Here is a 23073-nt window from a genome sequence, read left to right on the forward strand (position 1 = left end):
CTAAAGGCGTTCGAAGGTGAATGGTTAGTTAGTATGCGATTCTTCGCTAGGAGCTTCAGTTTCCCACCCTGTTCCAGGATCCTTTCGCAGTTGTTTGGATAGCTTGGTTGCGCCTTGCGTGATGGAATCTTTAATGAGTTCACCGTATGCGTTGGCGCCTTCGATTGACGTGTGAGTGGAATCGACTTGGAGCAACTCTGGCTTTTTCGCAGCTAGCCCGTTCCAGTCAATGAGTTCAACGTTCACATATTCGCCGGCAATTTTCTTTAGCACTTCATTAGTGTCTGTGACAAACGTGGATGGAGAGTAGATATTAACCAGGAAGATCATCCGGTTTACCCCCAGTTGTTCGATGGCGTCCCGCACGTTATCCGGATCAGAGATTCCTCCATTAGTGCCGAAATCAAGAACTACCACTCTACCGAGCTTCTGTTCTTTATCGACCTTGGAGATCATTTCTCCTGCTTGGGCCCATTGAATAGACGGTTCGCCAAACGTATTAATTCCTGGCATCGCGTGAACGAGGCCAGTTCGAGATGCCGATACCATCGAATCACCGATCACCGTGACCTCATACGTGTTCGGGATGGTTGTATCGAGATCTGCAGATAGCTTTTTCGGAGGTGCCGGCCGCTTCTTCGCGCTTTTCCCTTCTGTTTTTTCAGGGGCATTCTTACTATCTGCCGCTGTGTTCTTCTGCCTTGCCAATGACGATGTTCCTCCAGCTTGAATCTGCGCTTGGGTACTTGTGATCGCAGGAGCAAAAATCACTGCCGCACACGTTACGAGAGCAAGAGCCACCGCGCTCCCTTGAAGAATTGTGGCTGGAAGGGATCTGTTAAAACTGCGGCGCATACGTGCAATAGTTAGACGATATCCTTGTTTGCGAACCGGAGTTTCGATATATCGATAGGAGATTTCAACGATGACGAGAGCTAGAGTCACCGCGATAATCGAACGGAAGAATTCGCTCACACTTCCAACCGCAACAGGATAGAGCGCGGCCACAATAACAAGGATCGGCCAATGCCACAGATAAAGCCCGTAGGATCGTGTGCCGATCCATTTGAGGGCGGAAAGCTCACCGAATTGCGCCAGGAAAGAGCGTGGAAAGAGCATGTCAGCAATCACCAAACAGGTAGCAATTGACGCCGTAAGCATCCCACCCATGTATGCCCATGGGCCGTTATCTGGCATGATCATGATGAACAGGAGCAGAGTGATAAGCCCACTCCAGCCATACAATGTGTGGAATGATTTCCAGTGTTGTGTGCTGAAAATTTTCTTATGTTGATCTGCCCATAAGAACGCCAGAGTAATCCCCGCGCAGAGCCCAAAAATATGGGTATCTGTTCCGTAGTACAAGCGAGTGTGGTTACTTCCGGTGTACAGGATCATCATAAGTATGGATGATGCGAACATTAATCCACCGGATATAGCTACACGTTGTTGACGTGTGGATACCAGAGCCAAAATGACCAGCATGATAAGCGGCCAGAACAGGTAGAACTGTTCTTCAATGGCCAGCGACCAAAAGTTTTTAAACAACAGTGGCGCAGTGGAATCGAAATAACTTGATCCGTGCGCGATCTCTACCCAGTTGGTGGAGAATGTGAGCGCACCGAATATTTGCCGCCCAATTCCAACGATCAGATCTGGGTTCACGGCCCACGCTGTAGGTACCACAGTAATAATCAGTAGAAGAAGCGCCGGAATTAAACGCCTCGCGCGCCGCACCCAGAATTGCCGCAGATTAATATAGTTGCGGGTTCGATCTTCACGCAACAACAACGTGGTGATAAGGAATCCTGAGATCACGAAGAAGATATCAACGCCTAGGAATCCGCCGCGAAAAACGCCTGGGAACACGTGATACAAGATCACGGCAACCACGGCTAGCGCACGCAAGCCGTCCAAACCGGCAATATAGCCGCCGTGATCGCTGTAGGACACGGGCTGCCTTCCGGCCCGGTGCGGCTGTGGGCGGGAGGGACGCTGCGTACGAAGATTGTATGGAGTATCCGTCATGATCTTAGATCTTTTCCAATGGCGCGAAACGTAACATGAGGCGTTTAACTGCCCCGCTTTCAAACCGGACTTTGGCAACCGTAGATTTTCCGCTGCCCTCGAAGGATAGCACTTTCCCAGTACCGAACTTTGCGTGGCGCACGGTATCTCCGGCGCTGATTCCACCCGTCACAACATCCCCGTTAGATGCCGCAGGTTGGGTGGAGGCCGCAGGTTCGTCGTCAAGAATCTTCCCTGGAGTAAACGATGCCTTCCCAGAACCAATCGCTGGCGCGAAATCACTATCATCCCCAGCGGAACTCCAGCTGTTTCGTTTGCTTCCCCAGCTATCGCGAGCGCTCCCCCATGACGATCCGCGCACCGTATCCATCGACGATTCTTCGCGGCGCCATTCGATCACGCCGTCCGGAATTTCGTCTAGGAAGCGCGAGCGTGGGAGTTCTTGCGGCGCTCCCCACTGTGATCGGGTAGCGGAGCGAGTGATGTAGAGCCGTTCGCGAGCGCGTGTGAGTGCTACGTAGGCGAGCCGGCGTTCTTCTGCTAATTCCGTTGGTGATCCGAGCGAACGGATGTGTGGGAATGTGCCGTCCTCAAAACCGGTTGCGAAAACCACGGGGAATTCGAGCCCTTTGGCCGTGTGGATGGTCATGAGCACGACTTCGCCTTCGTATCCTTCGGCTTCATCTGGAATCTGATCCGAATCGGCAACCAACGATATTTGATCAAGGAATTCTGCCAAGGTTCCTTCGGGGTTTCGCACCCGGAAATCGGAGGCTACCGCGTGGAATTCAGCGAGATTTTCCACCCGGACTTCATCTTGCGGATCCTTCGATTCTTGAAGCACATCCAGGTATCCAGACGCATCCATCAACGAATCAAGAATATCTGCCGGAGCCGCGCCTTCTTCCGCTTCTTTTCGCGCCGTTTCCAGGATAGTGGCAAAGGCGATCATTGCGTTGGCAGCACGTTTTTGCAAGCCGTCAACGGCGCTTCGCCCTTCAGCCACAGCGGTTTCTGGATGTGCTACATCCAATAGCGACTGCCCAAACGATATTCCGTATTTTTCTGCATGAAAGGCAACGGTTTCTTCCGCTTTTGCACCCAACCCGCGCTTAGGTTCGTTGAGAATACGCCGGATCGAGACGGTATCATCCGGGTTTGCTACAGCGTGCAGGTATGCGAGAGCATCCTTAATCTCTTTACGTTCGTAAAACTTTGTTCCGCCCACAACCTTGTATGGGATTCCGGAGCGCACAAACATTTCTTCGATGGCACGCGATTGCGCGTTGGCACGGTAGAAAACGGCAATATCGCCGTACTTGTATCCATGTTTGGTACGCACCGCATCGATTTCTTCTACCACGAACGCGGATTCGTCCACTTCCGCATCGGCTACGTAACCAACGAGTTTCGGGCCGTCCCCAGCGGCAGTCCACAGTTTCTTTGGCCTGCGGCCTTGATTATTTGCGATAAGCGAGTTTGCTGCAGTGAGAATGTTTTGCGTGGAACGATAGTTTTGTTCAAGGACGACGCTGGTGGCGTTCGGGAAGTCTTGGTCGAAATCCTCAATGTTTCGAATCGTTGCCCCGCGGAACGCATAAATAGACTGATCCGCGTCCCCCACCACGGTAAGTTCACCGTGAATCGGATCGGTTTCTTCACCCACCAGTTCACGAACCAGCTGATATTGTGCCGTGTTGGTATCTTGGTATTCGTCCACCAGCACGTGCCTGAAACGACGCCGGTAATGTTCTGCAATCGCCGGATTATCGCGCAAAAGCCCTACGGTGAGCATAATAAGATCGTCAAAATCAACGGCGTTCGCAGCGCGCAGCCGGCGCTGATATCCCGCATACGCTTGAGCGATCACTTGGTCATCCCGATCAATCGCATGTCCTTTTGCCTGAGCAACCGTAACCATGCTGTTCTTCAGATCGGAAACTTTGCGGCTAAGCATCTTAGGCGAAAACGCCTTGATATCGATCTGTTCTTCTTGAGCCACGATTTTCATTAGCCGGGCCGAATCTGCAGCATCGTAAATCGTAAACGAAGATCGCATCCCCAACGCTTTATGCTCGGTTCGCAAGATTCGCACGCACGCTGAATGGAAGGTGGAAATCCACATCCGCCGGGCCACATCACCCAACAGCCCTTCCAAGCGTTCACGCATTTCTTTCGCAGCCTTGTTCGTGAACGTAATCGCTAGGATTTCGCCTGGCCGTGCCTTACCAGCAGCAATCAGGTAGGCGATTCGTGTGGTGAGCACGCGGGTTTTCCCCGATCCAGCACCTGCAACCACCAAGAGGTGGCCGCCAGTATGCACAACCGCTTGGTGTTGTTGCGGATTGAGCCCCTCTGTGAGTTCACGGATTCGCGCATTATGAGCGAACTCTCCACCTACCTGGGCTTGTGGCGATTCAGGTATAGAAGACGAGATCGTGGCACTCCCCTGAGCTGCCGCGATCTTCATCTTCAACCGGTCCATTGCTGAAACAAAAGCATCATTAGTACTCATAACACTTCTACCCTAAAGGACACCTCCCACACATTCTTGTTACCACGCCTAGCGTTGACGATTGTGTGTTGATTTACTTTATTTTTCTTCAGATAAGTGGGGAAAGAAGCCGGGAACAGTATCAACTGTTCCCGGCTTCCCGGTTTTATTGTGTGAGGAGAACGTTAGTTAGCGTCTCACTATTTTTCAGACTTCGTGACGACGTCGAACAGCCACAACGCCTGCCATGATGGACAGTGTTGCGAGGCCAGCCACGAGGCCAAGGGTGACACCGGTTTTAGCCAAGCCAGGAGCAGCTGGCTTCGTTGGAACTGGTTTCTCTGGAGCAACCACGGTGAAGGACTTCTCAACGGTCTTGTCACCTGCAGTGAAGATAACCTTGTGAGCGCCGAGTTCGAATCCGGCTGGGACGGTCCACGTAACCGTGATCTTGCCATCCTTGTCAGCTACGTATTCGCCGAGCTCTACAGCCGTGGAGTGAACTGCGACTTTAACCTTAGCGTCTGGCGTAAAACCGGTTCCGGTGAAGACTACTTGGCTGCCAACAGCAACCTTGTCAGATACCATGGAAATGGCTGGGGCTGGCTGAGGTTCAGGAGCCGGTGTTGGCTCCGCTGGTGTTAATGGAACCAGCGGAATTTCAGCCTTACCAGCTTCCTTCAGCTTCTTTTCGAGTTCAGCATTCTTTGCCTTGAGTTCAGCAGCTTCCTCTTCTGCTTTCTTCTTGGCGGCGTTTGCTTCCTCAACAGCCTTGTCAGCTGCCTTCTTAGCTTCTTCAGCCTTGGCGATATCTCCTTCGAGCTCTGCTACGCGCTTCTCGAGATCGGCTTTGTCACCTTCAGCCTTCTTGAGCTTAGCTTCTACTTCACGCTTTGCAGTTTCAGCCTTAACCTTCTCCCGGTCAGCGTCACGCTTTTCTTCCTCAGCTTTCTTTGCAGCCTTTTCCGCCTCATCCTTGGCTTGGTTAGCAGCTTCTAGCTTTGCCTTAAGATCTGCGATTTCGTCTTCAAGTTTCTTGATCTTCTCAGCAGCTTCAGAATCAGCGTTTCCTAGATCTGCCTTGTGATCTTCGGCATACTTGGCCAATTCTGGAGAGATCCAGTTCAGGTCAACCTTCTTGTAGACGATAGTGGAGTCGTTACCTTCATATAGAATTCCGTACGCATCATTGCCAAGAGCGGTCATGACGGAATACTGCATCTTTCCAGGTTTAAATACACTACCGTTTGTCCACGTTGCGCCGTCATCAAGGCTGTAACTGATGGTTCCGTTTACCCGGTCATAGTGTTTTCGACTATTTGCGTGTGACGAAAGAAGTACCTTAGCTAAAGCACTTCCCTTCTTGGCTTCTGGGAACGCACGAATAATTGACGCATTGTTTTGTGGATCTGCTAAGCGATTATCATTTGTATAATCCATCTGGTAATTAATTCCGCCATCTGAAGAAATAGCATAATGCCGTCCGCCTCGGTGATGGAACTGACGAGAGCTCAAAAGAACCTTACCGTCCGACAATTCAACAACCTTGTTCTCATCCATTGTTGTGCCAACGGGTTTACCTGAATGCCAAGTTTTTCCATTGTCATCGGAATAAAGCGAAACTGCTTGATGCTCTCCACTGCCCCAGTTACCGTCTTGTCCGTTATTGACAACTAGATATTGCTGGATTAAACGTCCCGGATGATCACCATACTTGAGCTGGATACCTGCACCCGAAGTAGCAAAACGTGCATGTTGCTTATAGCCTTCAGCTAGGATTCCTGTCACATCCTTAGGAGCAGACCAAGATTCTCCATTATTCTCTGAAACTACATAAACTGCATGAATAACATTAGGATCTTCAGGATCAACTCCGCTACGAGAACCTGCGATTCCTTGATCATAGCTCTTCACAAAAAATGCAAAGACCTTTCCAGAAACATTGTCTACTACGAATGACGGATCCGAATACCCAATCTGCTTTTTGCCAGATGCCTTGTCCCGAAGCTGCCCTGAAGCAATTTTTTGGACAGGCTCCCATGTTTCACCGTTATCCTTTGAGATACGTAAAAGAATGGTATTTGGATTTGGCGAATCATTGTTAGAATAAACAGCTGGACGACCATCCCATGCTGCTAGAAGATTTCCATTCGGCGCCTTCGCTAAAGCTGGAATGCGATGCACTGGGAAGTCAAAATCGTTGGCTTTTGCAAGTAACACATCCTTAGGCCCATCTTTTTCCCCAGGATTCTCAATAGCTTTCTGAATCTTTACCGTCTTCTTGACTGTCAAAGTCGAGAAAGGTTTACCACTAGCATTAGCATCCTTATAAACATTATAGGTTATATCAAAAGTCTTCGTAGGATGCTCAAGATCGGCTTCTTTTACCTTATATGAAGGTTTTTGCACGCACCAATATCCATCTTTCGCAGGGATTTGCCGCAATTGAGCTCCACTATTGTAAGGAACACCGCGCCAGCTGCATTTATCCGCTTGAGTATCACCTAGAGCTTCGGAGGTTGCTTTAACATATACAATTTCCGAAAGACCAGATTGGAAACGACTTTCGAAAGAAATCGTTTCTCCGACTCTCACTACGTCATCTTCTGGACCATTATCAACAGCAAGATAAGCAGTTCCAGCATCTCCCACTGTTTTGGCATGGTTAACCAATGTTCGCTTATTAATAACTTCGCTTGACGCACTTGCCGGAAGTGCTGGCGCTATCAAGAGGCCCATTGTTGCGATACCCGCAACGAGCCGAGAGGTAAACTTCCTCATTTTCTCTCCTAGTGCAAAAATGGAAACATCGTTGTCCCTTGACACATTCTAGGCAATTGATTTGTATGATGTCTAACATTTTAGCTGAAAAATGTTACGAAAACTTTTCATCTTTTCTTTCCGCTACACATATTTCATTACATGAGAAGAATAATTTCGAGTTTCAATATTTTTGCTATGTCATGACATACTAACAACCATGTCTGTGCCATTTGCGATCCCATCCCCCATACCCACAGCATTCCGCGCCGCCTTCCCCACCACGATTCCGATCTTCACCGGCTTCTGGTTCCTCGGCATCACCTACGGCGCCTATATGGTATCCCTCGGCTTCGCTTGGTACTACCCCACCCTTATGGCATTAGTAATATTCGCCGGCGCACTCGTTTCCGCATTCCACCCGTTCGCCGCCCTCATGGTGACACTCATGGTGCAAGCCCGCCATATTTTCTACGGCATCTCCCTCTTGAAAACTTATCAAGGCACCGGCTGGAAAAAGTCATACCTTATTTTCGGCATGTGCGACGAAACCTTCTCAATCAACTATTCCATTACCCCACCCGCCAACGTCGACCGCGGCTGATTCATGTTTGAGTGCCTTAGGTTTTTAGGTCCAGGTGACTTGAGGGTTGTCCATTGATGCCTCACCTGTGGGGTGGGGAGAATGGAGACATGGTGAAAAAGTTCAGTAAGCACACTCCTGAACAGATTGCGCGTAAGCTGGATAAGGCTCGTGAACTGAAGGATTCAGGGTCGACGACAGCTCAGATTTTGACCGAGTTAGGCATTAGCGAAGCGACGCTGCATAGGTGGCAGACAACGTATGGGTCAATGACCAAGAGTGAAGCTAAAGAGCTCCAGCGACTGCGTGAGGAAAACACCCGCCTGAAGCGTCTGCTTGGCCAGGCAGAGCTGGAAAAGGCTGCGTTGAAGGAGTTAGCGGAGGGAAACTTCTAGGCCCGGCTCGTCGTCATGATGCTATCTGGCATCTGAGTGAGCTGGGCTACTCACAACGGTTGGCCTGCAAGGTGGTGGGGCTTGCCCGGTCCGCATACCGGCGGGCTAGAGCAGGTAATCGACAGCCTGATAAGTATGCAGGCCTGCGTGCGTGGATGCACGAGTTCGCCAAGGATCACCGCAGGTGGGGATATCGACGGGCGTGGATCATGGCGTTAGGTGAGGGGTTTACCGTGTGTCGTGAGACGTTTCGGCGCCTGTGGCGTGAAGAAGGACTGCGCGTGTTGCCGCGTAAGAAGCGCAAGCGTCTGGTTGCGGCTACTCAACGTGATGTTCCTGCCGGGCAACACCCGCGCGATGTGTGGGCTTTGGATTTCCAGTTTGATTCAACCTGGCATGGCAAGACGATCAAGATCTGCAATATTATCGATGAATACACTCGCGAGCACGTGGCCTTCGCGGTCGACAAGAACATCGACACGGGCGCCGTGATCGAGCTGCTCGACCTGGCTTGTCTGGAGCACGGCGGGCGCCCGCGGGTGATCCGGATGGATAACGGCCCCGAGTTCATCGCTCATGCGCTCAAGGAATGGGCTGGGGAGGATGAAACGATTCAAGCGTTTATCCCGCGGCCAGCCCTGGCATAACGGGTTCGTTGAGTCTTTCCACAACCGAATGAGAGACGAACTCTTAGAAGACAACAGCATCGAGAATCTCGAACACGCACGGATACTCGTGGCCCAGTGGTCGCAGCGCTATAATGACTTCCATCCGCATTCCTCCCTGAGCTACCTCAGTCCACGGAAGTATGCGGAACAATGGAGACAAGAAAACACGGTCAACGCTTAAGCCAACTGGACCGAATTCTCAGGCCAACCCACGCCGAATACATGTTATACTGATTATTTTAGTAGTAAATTAACCTTTTTAGAGTTGTATCCGAAATTTTATCACTTTGTTTCAGTAAGTCTTGTCTCATTAAGTTTAGTAAAGATAAATATCTATCAAGTTTCTCTTCTGCTTGAACTTCTGTTTGTCCATTATTGGTGAAATTAATATCTCCAATATCTGCCAGCTCCCTAATGATTGGCTCAGTAGAAAATAATATAATTTCTTGTTTGACAGCTATTAACCGCAAACGCAGTTCTTCCTTATCTGCACATTGACTTGTGGCCTGAGAAACGATTACCATAAGTTCGTTATATATTCTGAGTTTTTCTAAAAACAGTTGACGTTTCAAATCTGAACGATGATTCAAAAATATAGAAACCACTGCTACTACTGTTGTTGTAATTACTGCTGCTAAAGAAATAACGTCTTTAAAATCCACGATCCCTCCTATAAATTATAAATTTATAATGCTGCCTCGGGTTGGCCTGAGAATTCGGTCCAGTTGGCTTAAGCGTTGACCGTGTTTTCTTGTCTCCATTGTTCCGCATACTTCCGTGGACTGAGGTAGCTCAGGGAGGAATGCGGATGGAAGTCATTATAGCGCTGCGACCACTGGGCCACGAGTATCCGTGCGTGTTCGAGATTCTCGATGCTGTTGTCTTCTAAGAGTTCGTCTCTCATTCGGTTGTGGAAAGACTCAACGAACCCGTTATGCCAGGGCTGGCCGCGGGATAAACGCTTGAATCGTTTCATCCTCCCCAGCCCATTCCTTGAGCGCATGAGCGATGAACTCGGGGCCGTTATCCATCCGGATCACCCGCGGGCGCCCGCCGTGCTCCAGACAAGCCAGGTCGAGCAGCTCGATCACGGCGCCCGTGTCGATGTTCTTGTCGACCGCGAAGGCCACGTGCTCGCGAGTGTATTCATCGATAATATTGCAGATCTTGATCGTCTTGCCATGCCAGGTTGAATCAAACTGGAAATCCAAAGCCCACACATCGCGCGGGTGTTGCCCGGCAGGAACATCACGTTGAGTAGCCGCAACCAGACGCTTGCGCTTCTTACGCGGCAACACGCGCAGTCCTTCTTCACGCCACAGGCGCCGAAACGTCTCACGACACACGGTAAACCCCTCACCTAACGCCATGATCCACGCCCGTCGATATCCCCCACCTGCGGTGATCCTTGGCGAACTCGTGCATCCACGCACGCAGGCCTGCATACTTATCAGGCTGTCGATTACCTGCTCTAGCCCGCCGGTATGCGGACCGGGCAAGCCCCACCACCTTGCAGGCCAACCGTTGTGAGTAGCCCAGCTCACTCAGATGCCAGATAGCATCATGACGACGAGCCGGGCCTAGAAGTTTCCCTCCGCTAACTCCTTCAACGCAGCCTTTTCCAGCTCTGCCTGGCCAAGCAGACGCTTCAGGCGGGTGTTTTCCTCACGCAGTCGCTGGAGCTCTTTAGCTTCACTCTTGGTCATTGACCCATACGTTGTCTGCCACCTATGCAGCGTCGCTTCGCTAATGCCTAACTCGGTCAAAATCTGAGCTGTCGTCGACCCTGAATCCTTCAGTTCACGAGCCTTATCCAGCTTACGCGCAATCTGTTCAGGAGTGTGCTTACTGAACTTTTTCACCATGTCTCCATTCTCCCCACCCCACAGGTGAGGCATCAATGGACAACCCTCAAGTCACCTGGACCTAAAAACCTAAGGCACTCCAATTCCACCGGATATAAAATAAGTACAGAAAAAAGCACATAGCTGAAAGATTTTACTCTTAAAGTCATGTGCTTTGTCTTTTATATTGTTCGAAGATTTAAACGAAACCGGGATTTATCCCTCCCTATAAATAGGAAGTTGTTTTACATTCTGTTTCCACTTTCATCAAAGGTATTCTTTAAAGCTTTTTCAGTAGATATCATAATTACAACAAAACTTATCATTTGAATTATTGTAATACCAAGTCCTATCCACCCTATCCTATCAATTGACTTACTAATCACTGTAGGCATAATTGCAATTGCCAATATCAACGAAGGAAAAAACATATATAGCGACATTCTTGCACAATATTTTTGTGCAAAATCCCATGTATCTTGATTTTTCATAGACCGTTTCGTTCTATACCCACTTGCATTATGAATCGTTTTGAACTTTGGGCATAAATACCAAGTTAATAATAACGCAGCAGGTATTAATAATGTAATAATGAACATAAAGATCCAAAATCCCATATTTACACCTCCTCTACAACTTCAAATATACCATTATCTACTTTCCACAAAAGCCTCCCTCCAAAACGATGGAAGGCTTTAAACAATTCACCTAAATTCAACAACTCCCTTTTGAACCTACTATTTCAGCTTTTTAGTATCAAAATAGTATCATTTAGAGAAATTCACTACCATCAAAATCGCTTAGACTCACTGTTTTCAACATTTTTGTAGCAGTAACATATTTGCTTCTGTTATTCCCACTCAATCGTGGCCGGTGGCTTCGAGGTGCAGTCGAGCATCACGCGGTTCACGTCAGCTACCTCGTTGGTGATGCGGTTGGAGATCTTAGCCAGCACGTCGTATGGCACGCGAGTCCAGTCCGCCGTCATTGCATCTTCGGAGGAAACTGGGCGCAGCACGATCGGGTGACCGTAGGTACGGCCGTCACCCTGCACGCCAACGGAGCGAACATCAGCTAACAACACAACTGGACACTGCCAGATCTCACGATCCATACCGGCTGCGCTGAGCTCTTCACGCACAATCGCATCCGCTGCCCGCAAGGTCTCCAAGCGATCAAACGTCACGTCGCCAACGATACGGATACCAAGGCCTGGCCCTGGGAACGGCTGACGCCACACCAGTTTTTCAGACAAGCCTAGCTCCAAGCCGATTGCCCGGACTTCGTCCTTGAATAAGTCACGCAACGGCTCCACCAACGAAAACTCAATGTCGTCTGGCAAACCGCCCACGTTGTGGTGCGACTTGATGTTCGCAGTGCCGTCTCCCCCGCCAGACTCCACAACGTCTGGATACAAGGTGCCCTGAACCAAGAACGCAAACTCCACACCTTCTGGTGCTTCTTCCATCAGCTTGATCTGCGCAGCTTCAAATGACCGAATGAACTCCCGGCCGATAATCTTGCGCTTTTCTTCTGGATCGCGCACACCCGCGAGCGCAGTCAAGAACCGCTCAGATTCGTCCACAGCCACGATCTTCATGCCGCGAGCTTCAGCGTAATCTTCAATAACCTGCTCGGCTTCGCCCTTGCGCAGCAAGCCGTGATCGACGAAAACACAGGTGAGCTGGTCGCCGATTGCGCGGTGTACGAGAGCAGCCGCAACCGAAGAATCCACGCCGCCAGAGAGCGCACAAATCGCATGCTTATCGCCAACCTGGGCACGAATCTTTTCGATCTGATCTTCAATAATCGAGCCGGAATCCCAGTTTGGTTCGAGACCAGCGCCGTCGCGCAAGAAGCGCACGAGCATGTCCTGGCCGTGCTCAGAATGCTTAACTTCTGGATGCCACTGCACACCAAACATCTTCGCCTCGCGGTTTTCAAAGGCGGCGACTGGCGCACCCGGCGTCGTCGCAGTCACAACGAAGCCTTCTGGGGCTTGGGTAACTGAGTCTCCGTGGCTCATCCACACGTTTTCGGTGGCGTTCTCGCCAAGAATAACGCCACTATCGACGACGTCGGCCTGAGTAGCGCCGTATTCGCGCAAGCCGGTTTTATCAACTTTTCCGCCCAATGCTTGTGCCATCTGCTGGAAGCCGTAGCAGATGCCGAACACTGGAACGCCAGCGTCCAAAATTGCTGGATCAAGGCTCGGTGAGCCTGGCTCGTAAACACTCGATGGACCACCAGACAGCACGATTGCTGCTGGCTGCTTGGCAAGCAGGTCTGCAGTAGACATGGAGTGTGGCACAAGCTGGGAGAAGTATCCGGCTTCTCGCACACGTCGAGCGATGAGTTGAGCATATTGCGCGCCGTTGTCGACGACGATCACTGGGCGAAGATCAGTTGTATTCATACCCTATAGCCTAGCGAATTAACCGCCATCGATGCTATCTTCTCCCGAATATCGAGCTTGTGATATCTCTCTTGGTGATAAACCCGAATGAAATCTTAAATTACATTTGGGGAGCACTTCAACTGCTAAACCCGCCTAGCCGACTCCTCACAGTAGTACTCGACATCGTGAAAAACGAAAGAAGCAATCGGGGAATTCATCACCCTCGAAGAGATCCAATCAATAGGCCTGCCATAGACGAACTTGCCGACATCATTGCCGAGTTCGACAGCGAATAAGAAAACGCCTCCACTGGCAACATCACTAAGCACACAGAACATTCCACGCTACTTTCAAAAATATCTACCTTTACGCTTCACAAAACACATACCTTTCCACTTCACAAATAGTCTAATTACGCTTGACATAGATCACAATTACGATAGAATAAATTTATCAAAGCTAACCAAAAGGAATACCGGTTCCGGATATATTAACTTATGAGGCAAAAGACAATTTCGAGCAAATATTTCAGATTTGGAAACCTAACTCTATGACTTTGGATAGTTTCAATAACCCGGTTTTACTCGCAAAGCTTGGAACTGCCACAAAAGAACTCAATAATATGTGCCAACTACCAGAAAGAGTCTTTTATGAAAAATCTTTTTGATCTTCAACGGTTCGGCCAGTATCTCGTCCGAGCTGGTCTCGCCTTCCTGATCGCTTATCTTTTATTTTCAATACTGGGACCCTACCTCGTTGCGTGGGGCGTAGAGGCAGATAAATCCGGAATGCTGATCGGTTCGATAATGCAATACCTCGGCACCCAGTTTCAGGCTTTTACCAATCCCATTATCGGAATCTTGCTCTTAACAATTGGTCTCGGAGTGAAATATTCGATCCGTACCACGGACCACAAAACATCTCACGAAGAATAAAACGCTACCACGTATCTGCGTGCTAGCTATCCCTTTGGTAAAGTGTCCGATCTGAAAGTTTCGTATCTTCGAACGGGATATGCTCGTCATATTTCCGTAGTTGCTCCCACACTTTCTTTGCTGCTCCTCGGGAGGGCAAACGCCCTAACTGAACCGCGCGCAACAAAACCTGCTCGGAAGAAAAGCTCATAATTTGACGCTTACGTGCAAGTTCGGCACCATCACCGTCATCAAGTATGATCGCGACCTTTTCCGTGGATTTATTCTTACGATTGTTGTCTTGACGAATGATGCAGTGAGCAATGCCAACATATTCACCCAAATTTTTCGCCAGCCCATGCTGCAGACCAAATCTTGGTCCAGCCCAACCACGTATGATCGGCAATAAGGTAACTAAATTATCTTCAAGAACTTCAACACGTTGAGAACTTTTCAGTGTTTCCCACGTTTTTCGTCCATGCTTAAATCGAGACTCTTTGAGCTTTCGCGCCATCTCATTGTCGATTGTTTCCGGCACATACAAAGGCGACTCTTGCGTAAAAATCAGCAGGAATTTCTCATTATTTGAGCAGATAAAAGACAAAAGAACGCTGGTGTCAACGATGATAAAAACTGCCGGAGTCGCCATATTAATCAAAAAATTCTGATAGTTGCACCATTGGATCATCAGTTTGGGAAGAGCTTTGGCTTTCCGTGGCAGAAAGTTCGTCCATCTCTTCTTGCGCTTGCTCAACGCCCAATCCTCGAACGAGCGCGACCGCTTCAATCGAAATCTTTCCTGCCTGGTATGCCTGAACCGTATCCATAATGAGCTGTTGCGAAGTCAACGGTTGTCTCGACTGAGCAACGTCCGCATCGTACTGGGCAATCCACCCGTATTGATAGGCAAGATCGCGCGCTGAAAAACGCTTCAGATCCGCAAACTCTGCCTCATCGATCAAACCAGCATTCTTCATCTGGATCGCAGCCACACTGGGCGAAACTCGATAGCGTTGAACAAGCTTTGCAAGCAAATCGACGCTATTGCCAGAAAAGGACTGCGCAGTAGCTTTCACTGCCCCAATCGGACACAAAAGATTCCGCGCAAAAGAATCTGCCCGAATTTCCTCTGGACTGCGCTTCGCACACCGATATTCATGTGCCTGAGCAGAAATATCTCCAGCTTCAATATGACCAATTTCGTGCGCGATAGAAAATATTTGGCGATATGGCCAACGAGAAGTAGCAACACCGATAACGAGTTTTTGAGTCAACGGGTCTTTCACGGTAAGCGCTGCTAGACCATCAGACATATCTCGAACAACTACATCGAATCCAGCGATAGCCATAAAAGCAGAAACACCACCGAGCGGATCAACATCTAAATGAAGACGAGTCCGGAAATCGTGTGCTAACTCTTCGCCTTGCTGGGACGCAGACTTCTCTCGCATTGTTGTCCCGCCCTACCTAAGAAACCGAATCGAGCATGATACGCAACCGCAAAAACGTCAACAAATCATTGCGTACAGATTGCGTATCAACTTCAGCTTCCGAGCGAGCAGCCCAGTTAACCCGATCCTTTAGCCGTACATCGTCGGTAAACTCATCGAGCGGAGTACTCAGCAGCCAACTCAACACCAATAGTTCATCTAGCTTCGGCTCACGCTTACCACTTTCAATACGCGAAAGCGTCGCCTGCGAAAACACGCCATCAGCTTTTTCTGCAAGGGCACGCGCGCTCATCCCTTGCTCTTCACGGATTTCACGGATTCGCGTACCAATATCTGCTGGCAACATCGTGAATCACTCTCCTTAATCCATGATTCACTCTACTGCGTGAATCAATAATAAGTCAATGTGATTCACGATTCATTAAACAATCGCCTTCGCCAACCGCGCCGAACTAGTAAACACGCGCTCTACCCCATCGATTGGATCAACAAAGCTTAATTCGCGGGCGTGGAGCTGGAGCGGATACGCCCGCGCGGCTTCCTCTTCTTTAGTGAACAAGCGCGGGTAGAGCGGATCGCCGAGGATTGGCGCGCCCACGTGTTCGAGTGTCACCCGCAACTGATGGGTTTTCCCGGTGTGCGGTATCAACTCCCACTGGGCCAGCCCGTCGGCGCGCGCCACGATTCGCATATGCGTCACCGAGTTCGGTTCACCGTCGACGACGTCGGTAGCCAGCGGCCGATACCCACGCTCGAGGCGCAATTCCACCGTTTCCCAGGTATCGAACCCGGGAATATCGCGGGTGACCGCACAATACTTCTTCCCCACACCCCGGCGCTCAAACAAGGTCTGGTACGGTTTACGCCACTGCGGTTCGCGAGTGAGCAACACCAGCCCAGCTGTTTCGGCATCCAACCGGTGAGCACATACCAGATCCTCGTCGTTAAATTGCCGGCGCGCCGCCACCGTAACCGTCTGCGCCACATGGGAACCGCGCGGAATTGTTGCCATACCGTGAGGTTTATCCACCACAATGAACCGCTCTTCGTCAGCAATCACATTTAACTCGATCGGTGACTCTGGCTCATCCGGAACGGGGCGAAAAATCCATACCCGCATCCCCGGAACGTAAGGTTCTGCGCGAGATATCTCACGTCCCCCGTCGGCAAAAACATCGCCCGCATCGAGCAAGGCCAGTCCAAGGTCACCGAAGCGTGTCACAATCCATTCGCCGATAGTTCGCCACGAACCGGGCTCTAAGGTGACCGGCGTAGCGTTGATTCCGCCCCGCAAAGCTGGGCTCACTGCTGCCCGATGGCGCGCGCGTCGAACAGAACGAGGGGTACGCAACTATGTTCTCCTTTACCCGAAAGTCCCAAAATCGTGCCAAAATAAAGACGTTACACCAAAGACGTTGAAAGGACCCGACGTGACTCACAGTCTGTACTTCACAGCAGCTGAAGGCAATGTTGGCACACAAGCACTCGTTCGCACTTTCGTAACCAGCCTAAAGGAACGTTATACGTCCGTAGGCGTGTTCCGTGCGTTCACTAACGGCCCAGTTGATCAGGATCTTCCATTCAAGGAAGCCCTCGAATTGGTTGGCCGTAGCGAGGATCTCGATCTCGCATGGGGTGCAACCCGCCAGGCATACGTGGCAAACGAAGAAGCCGCTATGGCTGATATGGTCAAGCGCTACACGGATTACGCTGAAGAGTTCGATGCTGTTCTCATCCTCGGCCTACTCGATGGAGATCCGCTCAACCCAGGCGCCCTGTCCCGTACCGGGCGAGCAGCAGCCAACCTTTCCACCACTGTCTTGTTCGCAGTATCAGGTTCGTTGCGTACCCCAGCTCAACTCGACACAGTTATTTCTCTCTCCGCTAACGAATTCACAGGCCAACACGCCCCGATTTCTGGTGTTGTTGTGACGAACGCTGACATGGGAACCGTGACCGAAACGCAGATCGGTGACGCAATCGTTTTCGGCGATGGCCGGGCAGTCGAACTCGACGAAGCTGGCAAGGAACGCCTGGTTGCAGCGATGGAGAAGGGCTCCGACGTCGTTACCCCACTCTCTTTCCAATCCTGGCTCATTTCCCGTGCGCGAAGCGACCGCAAGCGCATCGTCCTCCCAGAAGCAACCGATCCACGAATCCTGCGCGCCGCCGCGGAACTCTTGGCACGCGAAGTCGCGGATATCATCTTGATCGGTGACGCGGAAGAAATCCACGCACACGCTACAGAATTGGGCGTGGACGTATCAAAGGCTCGAATCGTCTCCGTAGATGATCCAGAACTGAACGAAAAGTACGCCATAGAATTCGCTCGTTTGCGCGAAAAGAAGGGCGTGACTGTGGACATGGCACGTGAAAAGGTCAAGGATCTCTCCTACTTCGGTACCATGATGGTTCACATGGATGACGCTGATGGCATGGTTTCTGGCGCAATCCATACCACGGCACACACCATCGTCCCATCGTTCCAGATCATCAAGACCAAGCCGGGTGCAGCGCTCGTCTCTTCCTGCTTCCTCATGCTCATGGAAGATCGCGTCTACGTGTACGGCGATTGTGCAGTGAATACCAACCCAACCCCGCAGGAACTCGCGGGAATCGCTGTGTCATCTGCGGAGACTGCACGCGCATTCGGCGTAGAACCACGCGTGGCCATGCTTTCCTACTCCACCGGCACCTCCGGCAAGGGCCCGGATGTGGACGCAGTTGTGGAAGCAACCCAGATCGCACGTGAGATGGCACCGGAGCTCGCGCTCGAAGGCCCAATTCAGTACGATGCCGCTGTGGATTCCTACGTTGCCAAGACTAAGCTTCCGGATTCCCCAGTTGCTGGCAAGGCTAACGTGTTCGTGTTCCCATCCTTGAACGCAGGCAACATCGGTTACAAGGCTGTTCAGCGTTCCGCTGGCGCCGTGGCTGTTGGTCCTGTGCTTCAGGGCCTGAACAAGCCTGTGAATGATCTTTCCCGCGGTGCGTTGGTGGAAGACATCGTGAACACCGTTGCGATCACCGCAATCCAGGCACAGAACTGACCGATTTGGCGAACGTTACAGAACAGCATTCTGTAACGTTCGCCAACGTCGTCCCTTTTATCTATCAAGAAAGAAAACGTAGTAAAAATGACTGTTCTCGTTATCAATTCCGGCTCTTCGTCGATCAAATACCAACTCGTGAACCCAGAAACCGGTGAATCCATCGCATCCGGCCTTGTTGAACGCATCGGTGAAACCGAAGGCCACATCGAGCACAAGTACAACGGCACCACCACCGACATTAACGAACCAGTTGCCGATCACAGCGTTGGCTTGCGTGAAGTTATCCGCCTGTTCAACGAAGTCGGCCCGAAGCTGGAAGACGCTGGTATCAAAGCCATCGGCCATCGTGTTGTTCAGGGCGGTAAGCACTTCGATAAGGCTGTTATCATCGACGATCACGTTGTTGAGCTCATCGAAGAACTCATCCCGCTCGGCCCGCTCCACAACCCAGCCCACCTCAAGGGCATCAACGTGGCACGCGAACTGTTCGACGTTCCAAACGTTGCCGTTTTCGATACCGCTTTCTTCCAGCACTTGCCTGCAGAAGCAGCCACCTATGCGTTAGATCGCGAAATCGCTGAAAAGTATCAGATCCGCCGCTACGGCGCCCACGGCACCTCCCACCAGTTCGTTTCCGGCAAGGTTTCGGAACTCTTGGAGCGCGACGATCTCAAGCAGATCGTTCTCCACTTGGGCAACGGCGCATCCGTTTCTGCTGTTGTTAACGGCGCGGCTGTGGATACCTCGATGGGCTTGACCCCTCTTGAAGGTCTCGTGATGGGCACCCGCACCGGCGATATCGATCCAGCCGCCGTGTTCCACTTGGCTCGCCAGGCAAACATGAGCATCGACGAACTCGATACCCTCTTCAACAAGAAGTCTGGCATGAAGGGCCTTACCGGTTCCAACGATATGCGCGCAGTTGAAGCCATGGCTGAAGCTGGCGATCAAAACGCGATCGAGGCTCTCGACGTCTACACTCACCGTCTGCTCAAGTACGTTGGTAGCTACACCGCTGTCATGGGCGGCCTGGATGCGTTGACCTTCACCGCTGGCATTGGCGAAAATTCCTCTGAAACCCGAGCAGCTGTTCTTGACCGTTTGGCTGCGTTTGGCGTGAAGTACGACGCCGAAAAGAACTCGGCACGTTCCAAGGAGCCACGCATCATTTCCACCCCAGATTCTTCAGTTGTTGTTCTTGTTGTTCCAACAAACGAAGAACTTTCCATCGCTCAGCAGGCAATGGACGTGATCTGAGATGGGTGTTGAACTCGTTTCTGACGTTACTCCTGATCTGGAGGCGGCTTTTGGCCGCCTGATCGGGCAGCTTTCGCGTTCTGCTACCCCGATGAATGCTGAACAGATCGAAGGCTTCTTGGCTCAAGAATGTGTTGATCTGCTGGTGTTCCGCGATGAGGATGCTGATGATTCAGGCGTTGCCCCGATCCTGGGTATGCTCACCTTGGTTACGTTCGAGATCCCTACCGGCTGGCGTGCATGGGTAGAGGACGTGGTTGTGGATGAGGCTGCCCGTGGTAAGGGTGTGGGCGCATCGTTGGTTGCTGCGGCTATCGATTTGGCGAAGAAGCGTGGAGCTAAGACTGTTGATCTTACCTCTCGCCCATCGCGCGAAGCCGCTAACCGTTTGTATCAGCGCTCTGGCTTTGAGCTTCGCGAAACGAATGTGTACCGCGTGAATAACTGACGGTGGGCTGTTAGATTTGCGGCTGTAGCCTGTTTTATTCTGAAATGCTCCTTGAAAGTTGGACTTGGTAGTTGAGGCCTTCTTTCATGGAGCATTTCTATTTCTTCTTTAGCCAAGGCGAATGTGGTTGGGGTGAGCGGCAGGGGCAAACGTGTTCTTGTTCGTGCTGGTTTTGAAAGGGCGCCCCACTACGTGCAAGGGCCTGGTTCCGAAATCGTTTCGGAACCAGGCCCTTGGAGTTTAATAGGCAGGATAGGTTTAGACTGTTCAGCTGTAGGACACTACCATACCTATTTTATTTCTTGGCATTGTTAGTTTTGTTCTTGGCGCCGGCGACGGGATGCCACTGCGAGAGTCGCACCAGCACCAACCATTGCAAGACCTGCAAAGAGAACGCCACCTTCAATGCCAGTCTTAGCGAGCTCTCCAGCCTTAGCTTCAGGCTTCATTTCTGGAGCTTCAGGCTTCATAGGAGCACAAGCTTCCTTCTCAGCCTCAGCAAGAGCATCAGCTTCAGTATGAGCCTTGCTAATTTCGACATTGAGAGCATCCAATTCCTTTTCAGAGTGAGCAATAGTAGCCAGATCTTTCTGCTTACCCTTCACCGAATCTTCAATCTGAGACTTCTTCTTCAGAAGTTCATCGCGCTCAGAGGTAGCCTTCTTTAGCTCTTCTTGCGCGGCTTCAAGAGCTTTCTTAGCACCATTCAGCTTGGTCTCAGCATCAGTACGCTTCTTCTTCAGATCAGCAGCCTCGAGTTTTGCAACCTTAGCTTCCTGTTTTTTGAGACGCTTTGCAACTTCGCCAGCAATCTGCTGTGCTTCGCCCATCTCGGAGTGCAGAGTATCTACTTCGTTCTGACGTTCCACTTGCTTCTTTCGCGCGTCTTCATCAGCATTTGCAAGCAGATTAACAACGTTCTCAAAATGTTTCTTTGCCGATTCATAATCTTCTTTTAGATTATCTTTAATATTCGACAAAGTTTTTTCAGACTCAGTTGCAAGTTTCAATTCAGAATTGAGTTTGGAGATTTCCTCCATAGCTAGGTTCCGTTCACGATCAGTTTTATCTGCGAGAGAGCCCAGTTCTTCTATTCCCCGTCGAAGCTCATCGATCTCCTGCCGGAGTGTTGTAATCTCTGACTTTAGTCTGGCAATATTTCGCGATTCACTCTCATACTCTTTGATCTCACTTGTTAATCTATTAGCTTCTGCTTGGACATGTCCAAGTTCATCACGCATCTTTTCAACAAGAGCGCTATACTTAGCGATATTTACTTCAAGACGCTGAACTTGGCCATCTCCAGTTAATTTTAGGATTTTATGTTCAATTTCTGCCAGAGTTGCCGCATTTTCCGGAGATACATTATTTTCTTTTGCAGCTTTTGCAACAATACGTTCGATTTGCGAACGTAGATCTGCTGCTTCTTTCACGACGCGCGCATGCTCTGCTTTAAATTCTGCCAATTCCTGTTCTCTATGCTTAAGAGCCTGGGCCCGCCCTCGTGCATTTCCAGCTACATATTCTAATTCCCTCTCAGCTTTTTCTTTCTTCCCTTTATTAGCGCTAGCTCTATCTAGTGCATGTCCTAGCTCATATTGTGTACCTAGAAGTTTTTCAGCTTTGCTTTTTAAAACATGTTCTTTTTGATAATACGTTTTTTCTGTTTCTTTGAAACGAGCGTCTAACTCATCGAAACGTTTCTGAGCATCTTCCAGATTCGCTTTAATCGTTTCTATTCCTTTATTCTGAAGATCTAGTTTTGCAATAGAAGCATTAAGCGCATCCTTTGCACCTTCAAAATCTTGCTGAGTCTTCTTCTTCGCCCCGTCGAGCTTCTCAACACGCCTATTCTCTTCAGCAGTGAGCTTCTTATTTTCAGCATCTTTAGCATCATGCTCGGCCTGGAGCTTGCCAGCAGCATCCTTCGCATCAGCAGCTTCCTTCTTCAACTTCTCCAGTTCAGCCTTTGCATTTGCAAGCTCAGTTTCGGCCTGTGTGAGAGCATGCTTGGCATCATTCAAAGTCTTCTGGGCTTTAGCAACAACTGCAGACTTGCCGTTTACGTGAGCTTCACTCTTTGCAACTTCTTGCATAGCCTTTTCAATTTCACCAGCAAGGCGTGCAGATTCTTTCTGAAGCTCTGCGATAGCCTTCTGGGCAGCTTCACGGGCAGCACGCTCACCGTGAGTGCTTTGCATAAGATCAGCGATCTTCTTTTCCAGATCACGAACATTCTTTGCGGCATTTTCGGCCATTGCCTGAGCGTCAAGGCACTGCTTAGAAGTGTGAGCCAAAGTCGTGGCTTCAGTTCCAAAAGCTGTGCCGGTTCCTAGTGTACTTCCGGCAAGGATAGCGACGATTGCGGACTGAGTCATATTCTTCTTAAAGTTCATGAAATACAGTTTGCAAATGTTTTCACTGTTTCTTCAACGTTTGACGCCTTGACCAGAATCACACACAAAAACCACAACTTTTCCAAGTTACACGCCATTTTATATTTCTACAATCCTCCACGTTACCTAGGCGTTTCATGGGAGAATCCTGAGAACATATAGGCTCTCCTAATAAACATTGAAATGCCAACAATTACAACAATTTTCAACTACACAAAGATCGTGCCTCAAGCTACAGAATTTACAAAATGACGAAATCTTTACGTAAAACATCATTCATGCATACATGTATTTAAGTGGATAATATACATAAATATTCATACGCGAACGTATCTAATGTGATAGAGATAAACCCGAAAAAACTAGGATAAATGGCGATCTTAC

General features: G+C 50.1%; 22 protein-coding genes. 8 read left to right on the plus strand and 14 right to left on the minus strand.

Features of this window, described 5'->3' with window-relative positions:
• Positions 1–24: 24 nt before the first annotated feature.
• From ARCH_RS09400 to ARCH_RS09405, 3 genes are all read right to left on the minus strand, one after another.
• Entirely contained in the window at positions 25–2028 is a 2004-nt protein-coding gene (locus ARCH_RS09400; RefSeq protein ID WP_013170494.1) for an acyltransferase family protein, read from the minus strand.
• 4 nt (positions 2029–2032) lie between these two features.
• Complete coding sequence (locus ARCH_RS06525) at positions 2033–4543, minus strand: UvrD-helicase domain-containing protein (protein ID WP_013170495.1); 2511 nt, start codon at positions 4541–4543, stop codon at positions 2033–2035.
• Positions 4544–4729: 186 nt separating this feature from the next.
• Positions 4730–7303 carry an exo-alpha-sialidase gene (locus tag ARCH_RS09405; RefSeq protein WP_013170496.1) on the minus strand — a complete coding sequence of 858 codons (2574 nt, stop codon included), beginning with the start codon at positions 7301–7303 and terminating at the stop codon, positions 4730–4732.
• A gap of 199 nt (positions 7304–7502) precedes the next feature.
• Between ARCH_RS09405 and ARCH_RS06535 the strand changes: the two genes are divergently transcribed.
• The 4 genes from ARCH_RS06535 to ARCH_RS10510 all read left to right on the plus strand — a co-directional run bounded on the left by ARCH_RS06535 (position 7503) and on the right by ARCH_RS10510 (position 9109).
• Entirely contained in the window at positions 7503–7886 is a 384-nt protein-coding gene (locus ARCH_RS06535; RefSeq protein WP_013170497.1) for an AzlC family ABC transporter permease, read from the plus strand.
• Positions 7887–7975: 89 nt separating this feature from the next.
• Positions 7976–8260 carry a transposase gene (locus ARCH_RS06540; RefSeq protein WP_170121735.1) on the plus strand — a complete coding sequence of 95 codons (285 nt, stop codon included), beginning with the start codon at positions 7976–7978 and terminating at the stop codon, positions 8258–8260.
• A 59-nt stretch (positions 8261–8319) separates the two neighbouring features.
• A complete protein-coding gene (locus ARCH_RS09965) occupies positions 8320–8907 on the plus strand; it encodes a DDE-type integrase/transposase/recombinase (RefSeq protein WP_170121736.1) in 588 nt (195 codons plus the stop codon).
• Between the two features lie 28 nt (positions 8908–8935).
• Positions 8936–9109 carry an integrase core domain-containing protein gene (locus tag ARCH_RS10510; RefSeq protein WP_389400702.1) on the plus strand — a complete coding sequence of 58 codons (174 nt, stop codon included), beginning with the start codon at positions 8936–8938 and terminating at the stop codon, positions 9107–9109.
• A gap of 58 nt (positions 9110–9167) precedes the next feature.
• Here ARCH_RS10510 and ARCH_RS06550 read toward each other — a convergent pair whose 3' ends face one another.
• From ARCH_RS06550 to guaA, 6 genes are all read right to left on the minus strand, one after another.
• Positions 9168–9590: a hypothetical protein gene (locus ARCH_RS06550; RefSeq protein WP_013170499.1), complete on the minus strand. Its 423-nt coding sequence runs from the start codon at positions 9588–9590 to the stop codon at positions 9168–9170.
• Between the two features lie 68 nt (positions 9591–9658).
• A complete protein-coding gene (locus ARCH_RS10515) occupies positions 9659–9931 on the minus strand; it encodes an integrase core domain-containing protein (RefSeq protein WP_111724886.1) in 273 nt (90 codons plus the stop codon).
• Positions 9861–10274 carry a DDE-type integrase/transposase/recombinase gene (locus ARCH_RS09980; RefSeq protein ID WP_187286505.1) on the minus strand — a complete coding sequence of 138 codons (414 nt, stop codon included), beginning with the start codon at positions 10272–10274 and terminating at the stop codon, positions 9861–9863. The genes ARCH_RS10515 and ARCH_RS09980 overlap by 71 nt, the downstream gene beginning before the upstream one ends.
• 234 nt (positions 10275–10508) lie before the next feature.
• Positions 10509–10793, minus strand: coding sequence for a transposase (locus ARCH_RS06560; protein WP_170121735.1), 285 nt, complete (start codon positions 10791–10793; stop codon positions 10509–10511).
• A 224-nt stretch (positions 10794–11017) separates the two neighbouring features.
• Positions 11018–11389: an SdpI family protein gene (locus tag ARCH_RS06565; RefSeq protein ID WP_013170500.1), complete on the minus strand. Its 372-nt coding sequence runs from the start codon at positions 11387–11389 to the stop codon at positions 11018–11020.
• 233 nt (positions 11390–11622) lie between these two features.
• Positions 11623–13188: a glutamine-hydrolyzing GMP synthase gene (gene guaA / locus ARCH_RS06570; protein ID WP_013170501.1), complete on the minus strand. Its 1566-nt coding sequence runs from the start codon at positions 13186–13188 to the stop codon at positions 11623–11625.
• Positions 13189–13820: 632 nt separating this feature from the next.
• Between guaA and ARCH_RS06580 the strand changes: the two genes are divergently transcribed.
• A complete protein-coding gene (locus ARCH_RS06580) occupies positions 13821–14105 on the plus strand; it encodes a hypothetical protein (RefSeq protein ID WP_013170504.1) in 285 nt (94 codons plus the stop codon).
• Positions 14106–14127: 22 nt separating this feature from the next.
• Here the strand turns inward: ARCH_RS06580 and ARCH_RS06585 are convergent, their stop codons facing one another.
• From ARCH_RS06585 to ARCH_RS06600, 4 genes are all read right to left on the minus strand, one after another.
• Positions 14128–14838 (minus strand): PIN domain-containing protein, encoded by a 711-nt coding sequence (locus ARCH_RS06585; protein ID WP_148214500.1) that lies wholly within the window; start codon positions 14836–14838, stop codon positions 14128–14130.
• Complete coding sequence (locus ARCH_RS06590; RefSeq protein ID WP_013170506.1) at positions 14735–15535, minus strand: ImmA/IrrE family metallo-endopeptidase; 801 nt, start codon at positions 15533–15535, stop codon at positions 14735–14737. The genes ARCH_RS06585 and ARCH_RS06590 overlap by 104 nt, the downstream gene beginning before the upstream one ends.
• A 16-nt stretch (positions 15536–15551) precedes the next feature.
• Positions 15552–15881, minus strand: coding sequence for a helix-turn-helix domain-containing protein (locus ARCH_RS06595; RefSeq protein WP_013170507.1), 330 nt, complete (start codon positions 15879–15881; stop codon positions 15552–15554).
• Positions 15882–15956: 75 nt separating this feature from the next.
• The gene (locus ARCH_RS06600; RefSeq protein ID WP_013170508.1) at positions 15957–16886 is read right to left on the minus strand and encodes a pseudouridine synthase; all 930 of its coding nucleotides are present in this window, start codon (positions 16884–16886) and stop codon (positions 15957–15959) included.
• 79 nt (positions 16887–16965) lie between these two features.
• Between ARCH_RS06600 and pta the strand changes: the two genes are divergently transcribed.
• From pta to ARCH_RS06615, 3 genes are all read left to right on the plus strand, one after another.
• Positions 16966–18585 carry a phosphate acetyltransferase gene (gene pta / locus ARCH_RS06605; protein WP_013170509.1) on the plus strand — a complete coding sequence of 540 codons (1620 nt, stop codon included), beginning with the start codon at positions 16966–16968 and terminating at the stop codon, positions 18583–18585.
• 87 nt (positions 18586–18672) lie between these two features.
• Positions 18673–19845, plus strand: a complete 1173-nt coding sequence (locus tag ARCH_RS06610; protein WP_013170510.1) for an acetate/propionate family kinase — start codon at positions 18673–18675, stop codon at positions 19843–19845.
• A gap of 1 nt (position 19846) precedes the next feature.
• Entirely contained in the window at positions 19847–20293 is a 447-nt protein-coding gene (locus ARCH_RS06615) for a GNAT family N-acetyltransferase (protein ID WP_013170511.1), read from the plus strand.
• Between the two features lie 311 nt (positions 20294–20604).
• On the opposite strand, the gene ARCH_RS06620 is transcribed toward ARCH_RS06615, so the two are convergent.
• The gene (locus ARCH_RS06620; protein ID WP_013170512.1) at positions 20605–22689 is read right to left on the minus strand and encodes a hypothetical protein; all 2085 of its coding nucleotides are present in this window, start codon (positions 22687–22689) and stop codon (positions 20605–20607) included.
• Positions 22690–23073: the final 384 nt, after the last annotated feature.

Origin of the sequence: Arcanobacterium haemolyticum DSM 20595 (assembly GCF_000092365.1) — a bacterium.
In the GTDB taxonomy this organism is placed as follows: domain Bacteria; phylum Actinomycetota; class Actinomycetes; order Actinomycetales; family Actinomycetaceae; genus Arcanobacterium; species Arcanobacterium haemolyticum.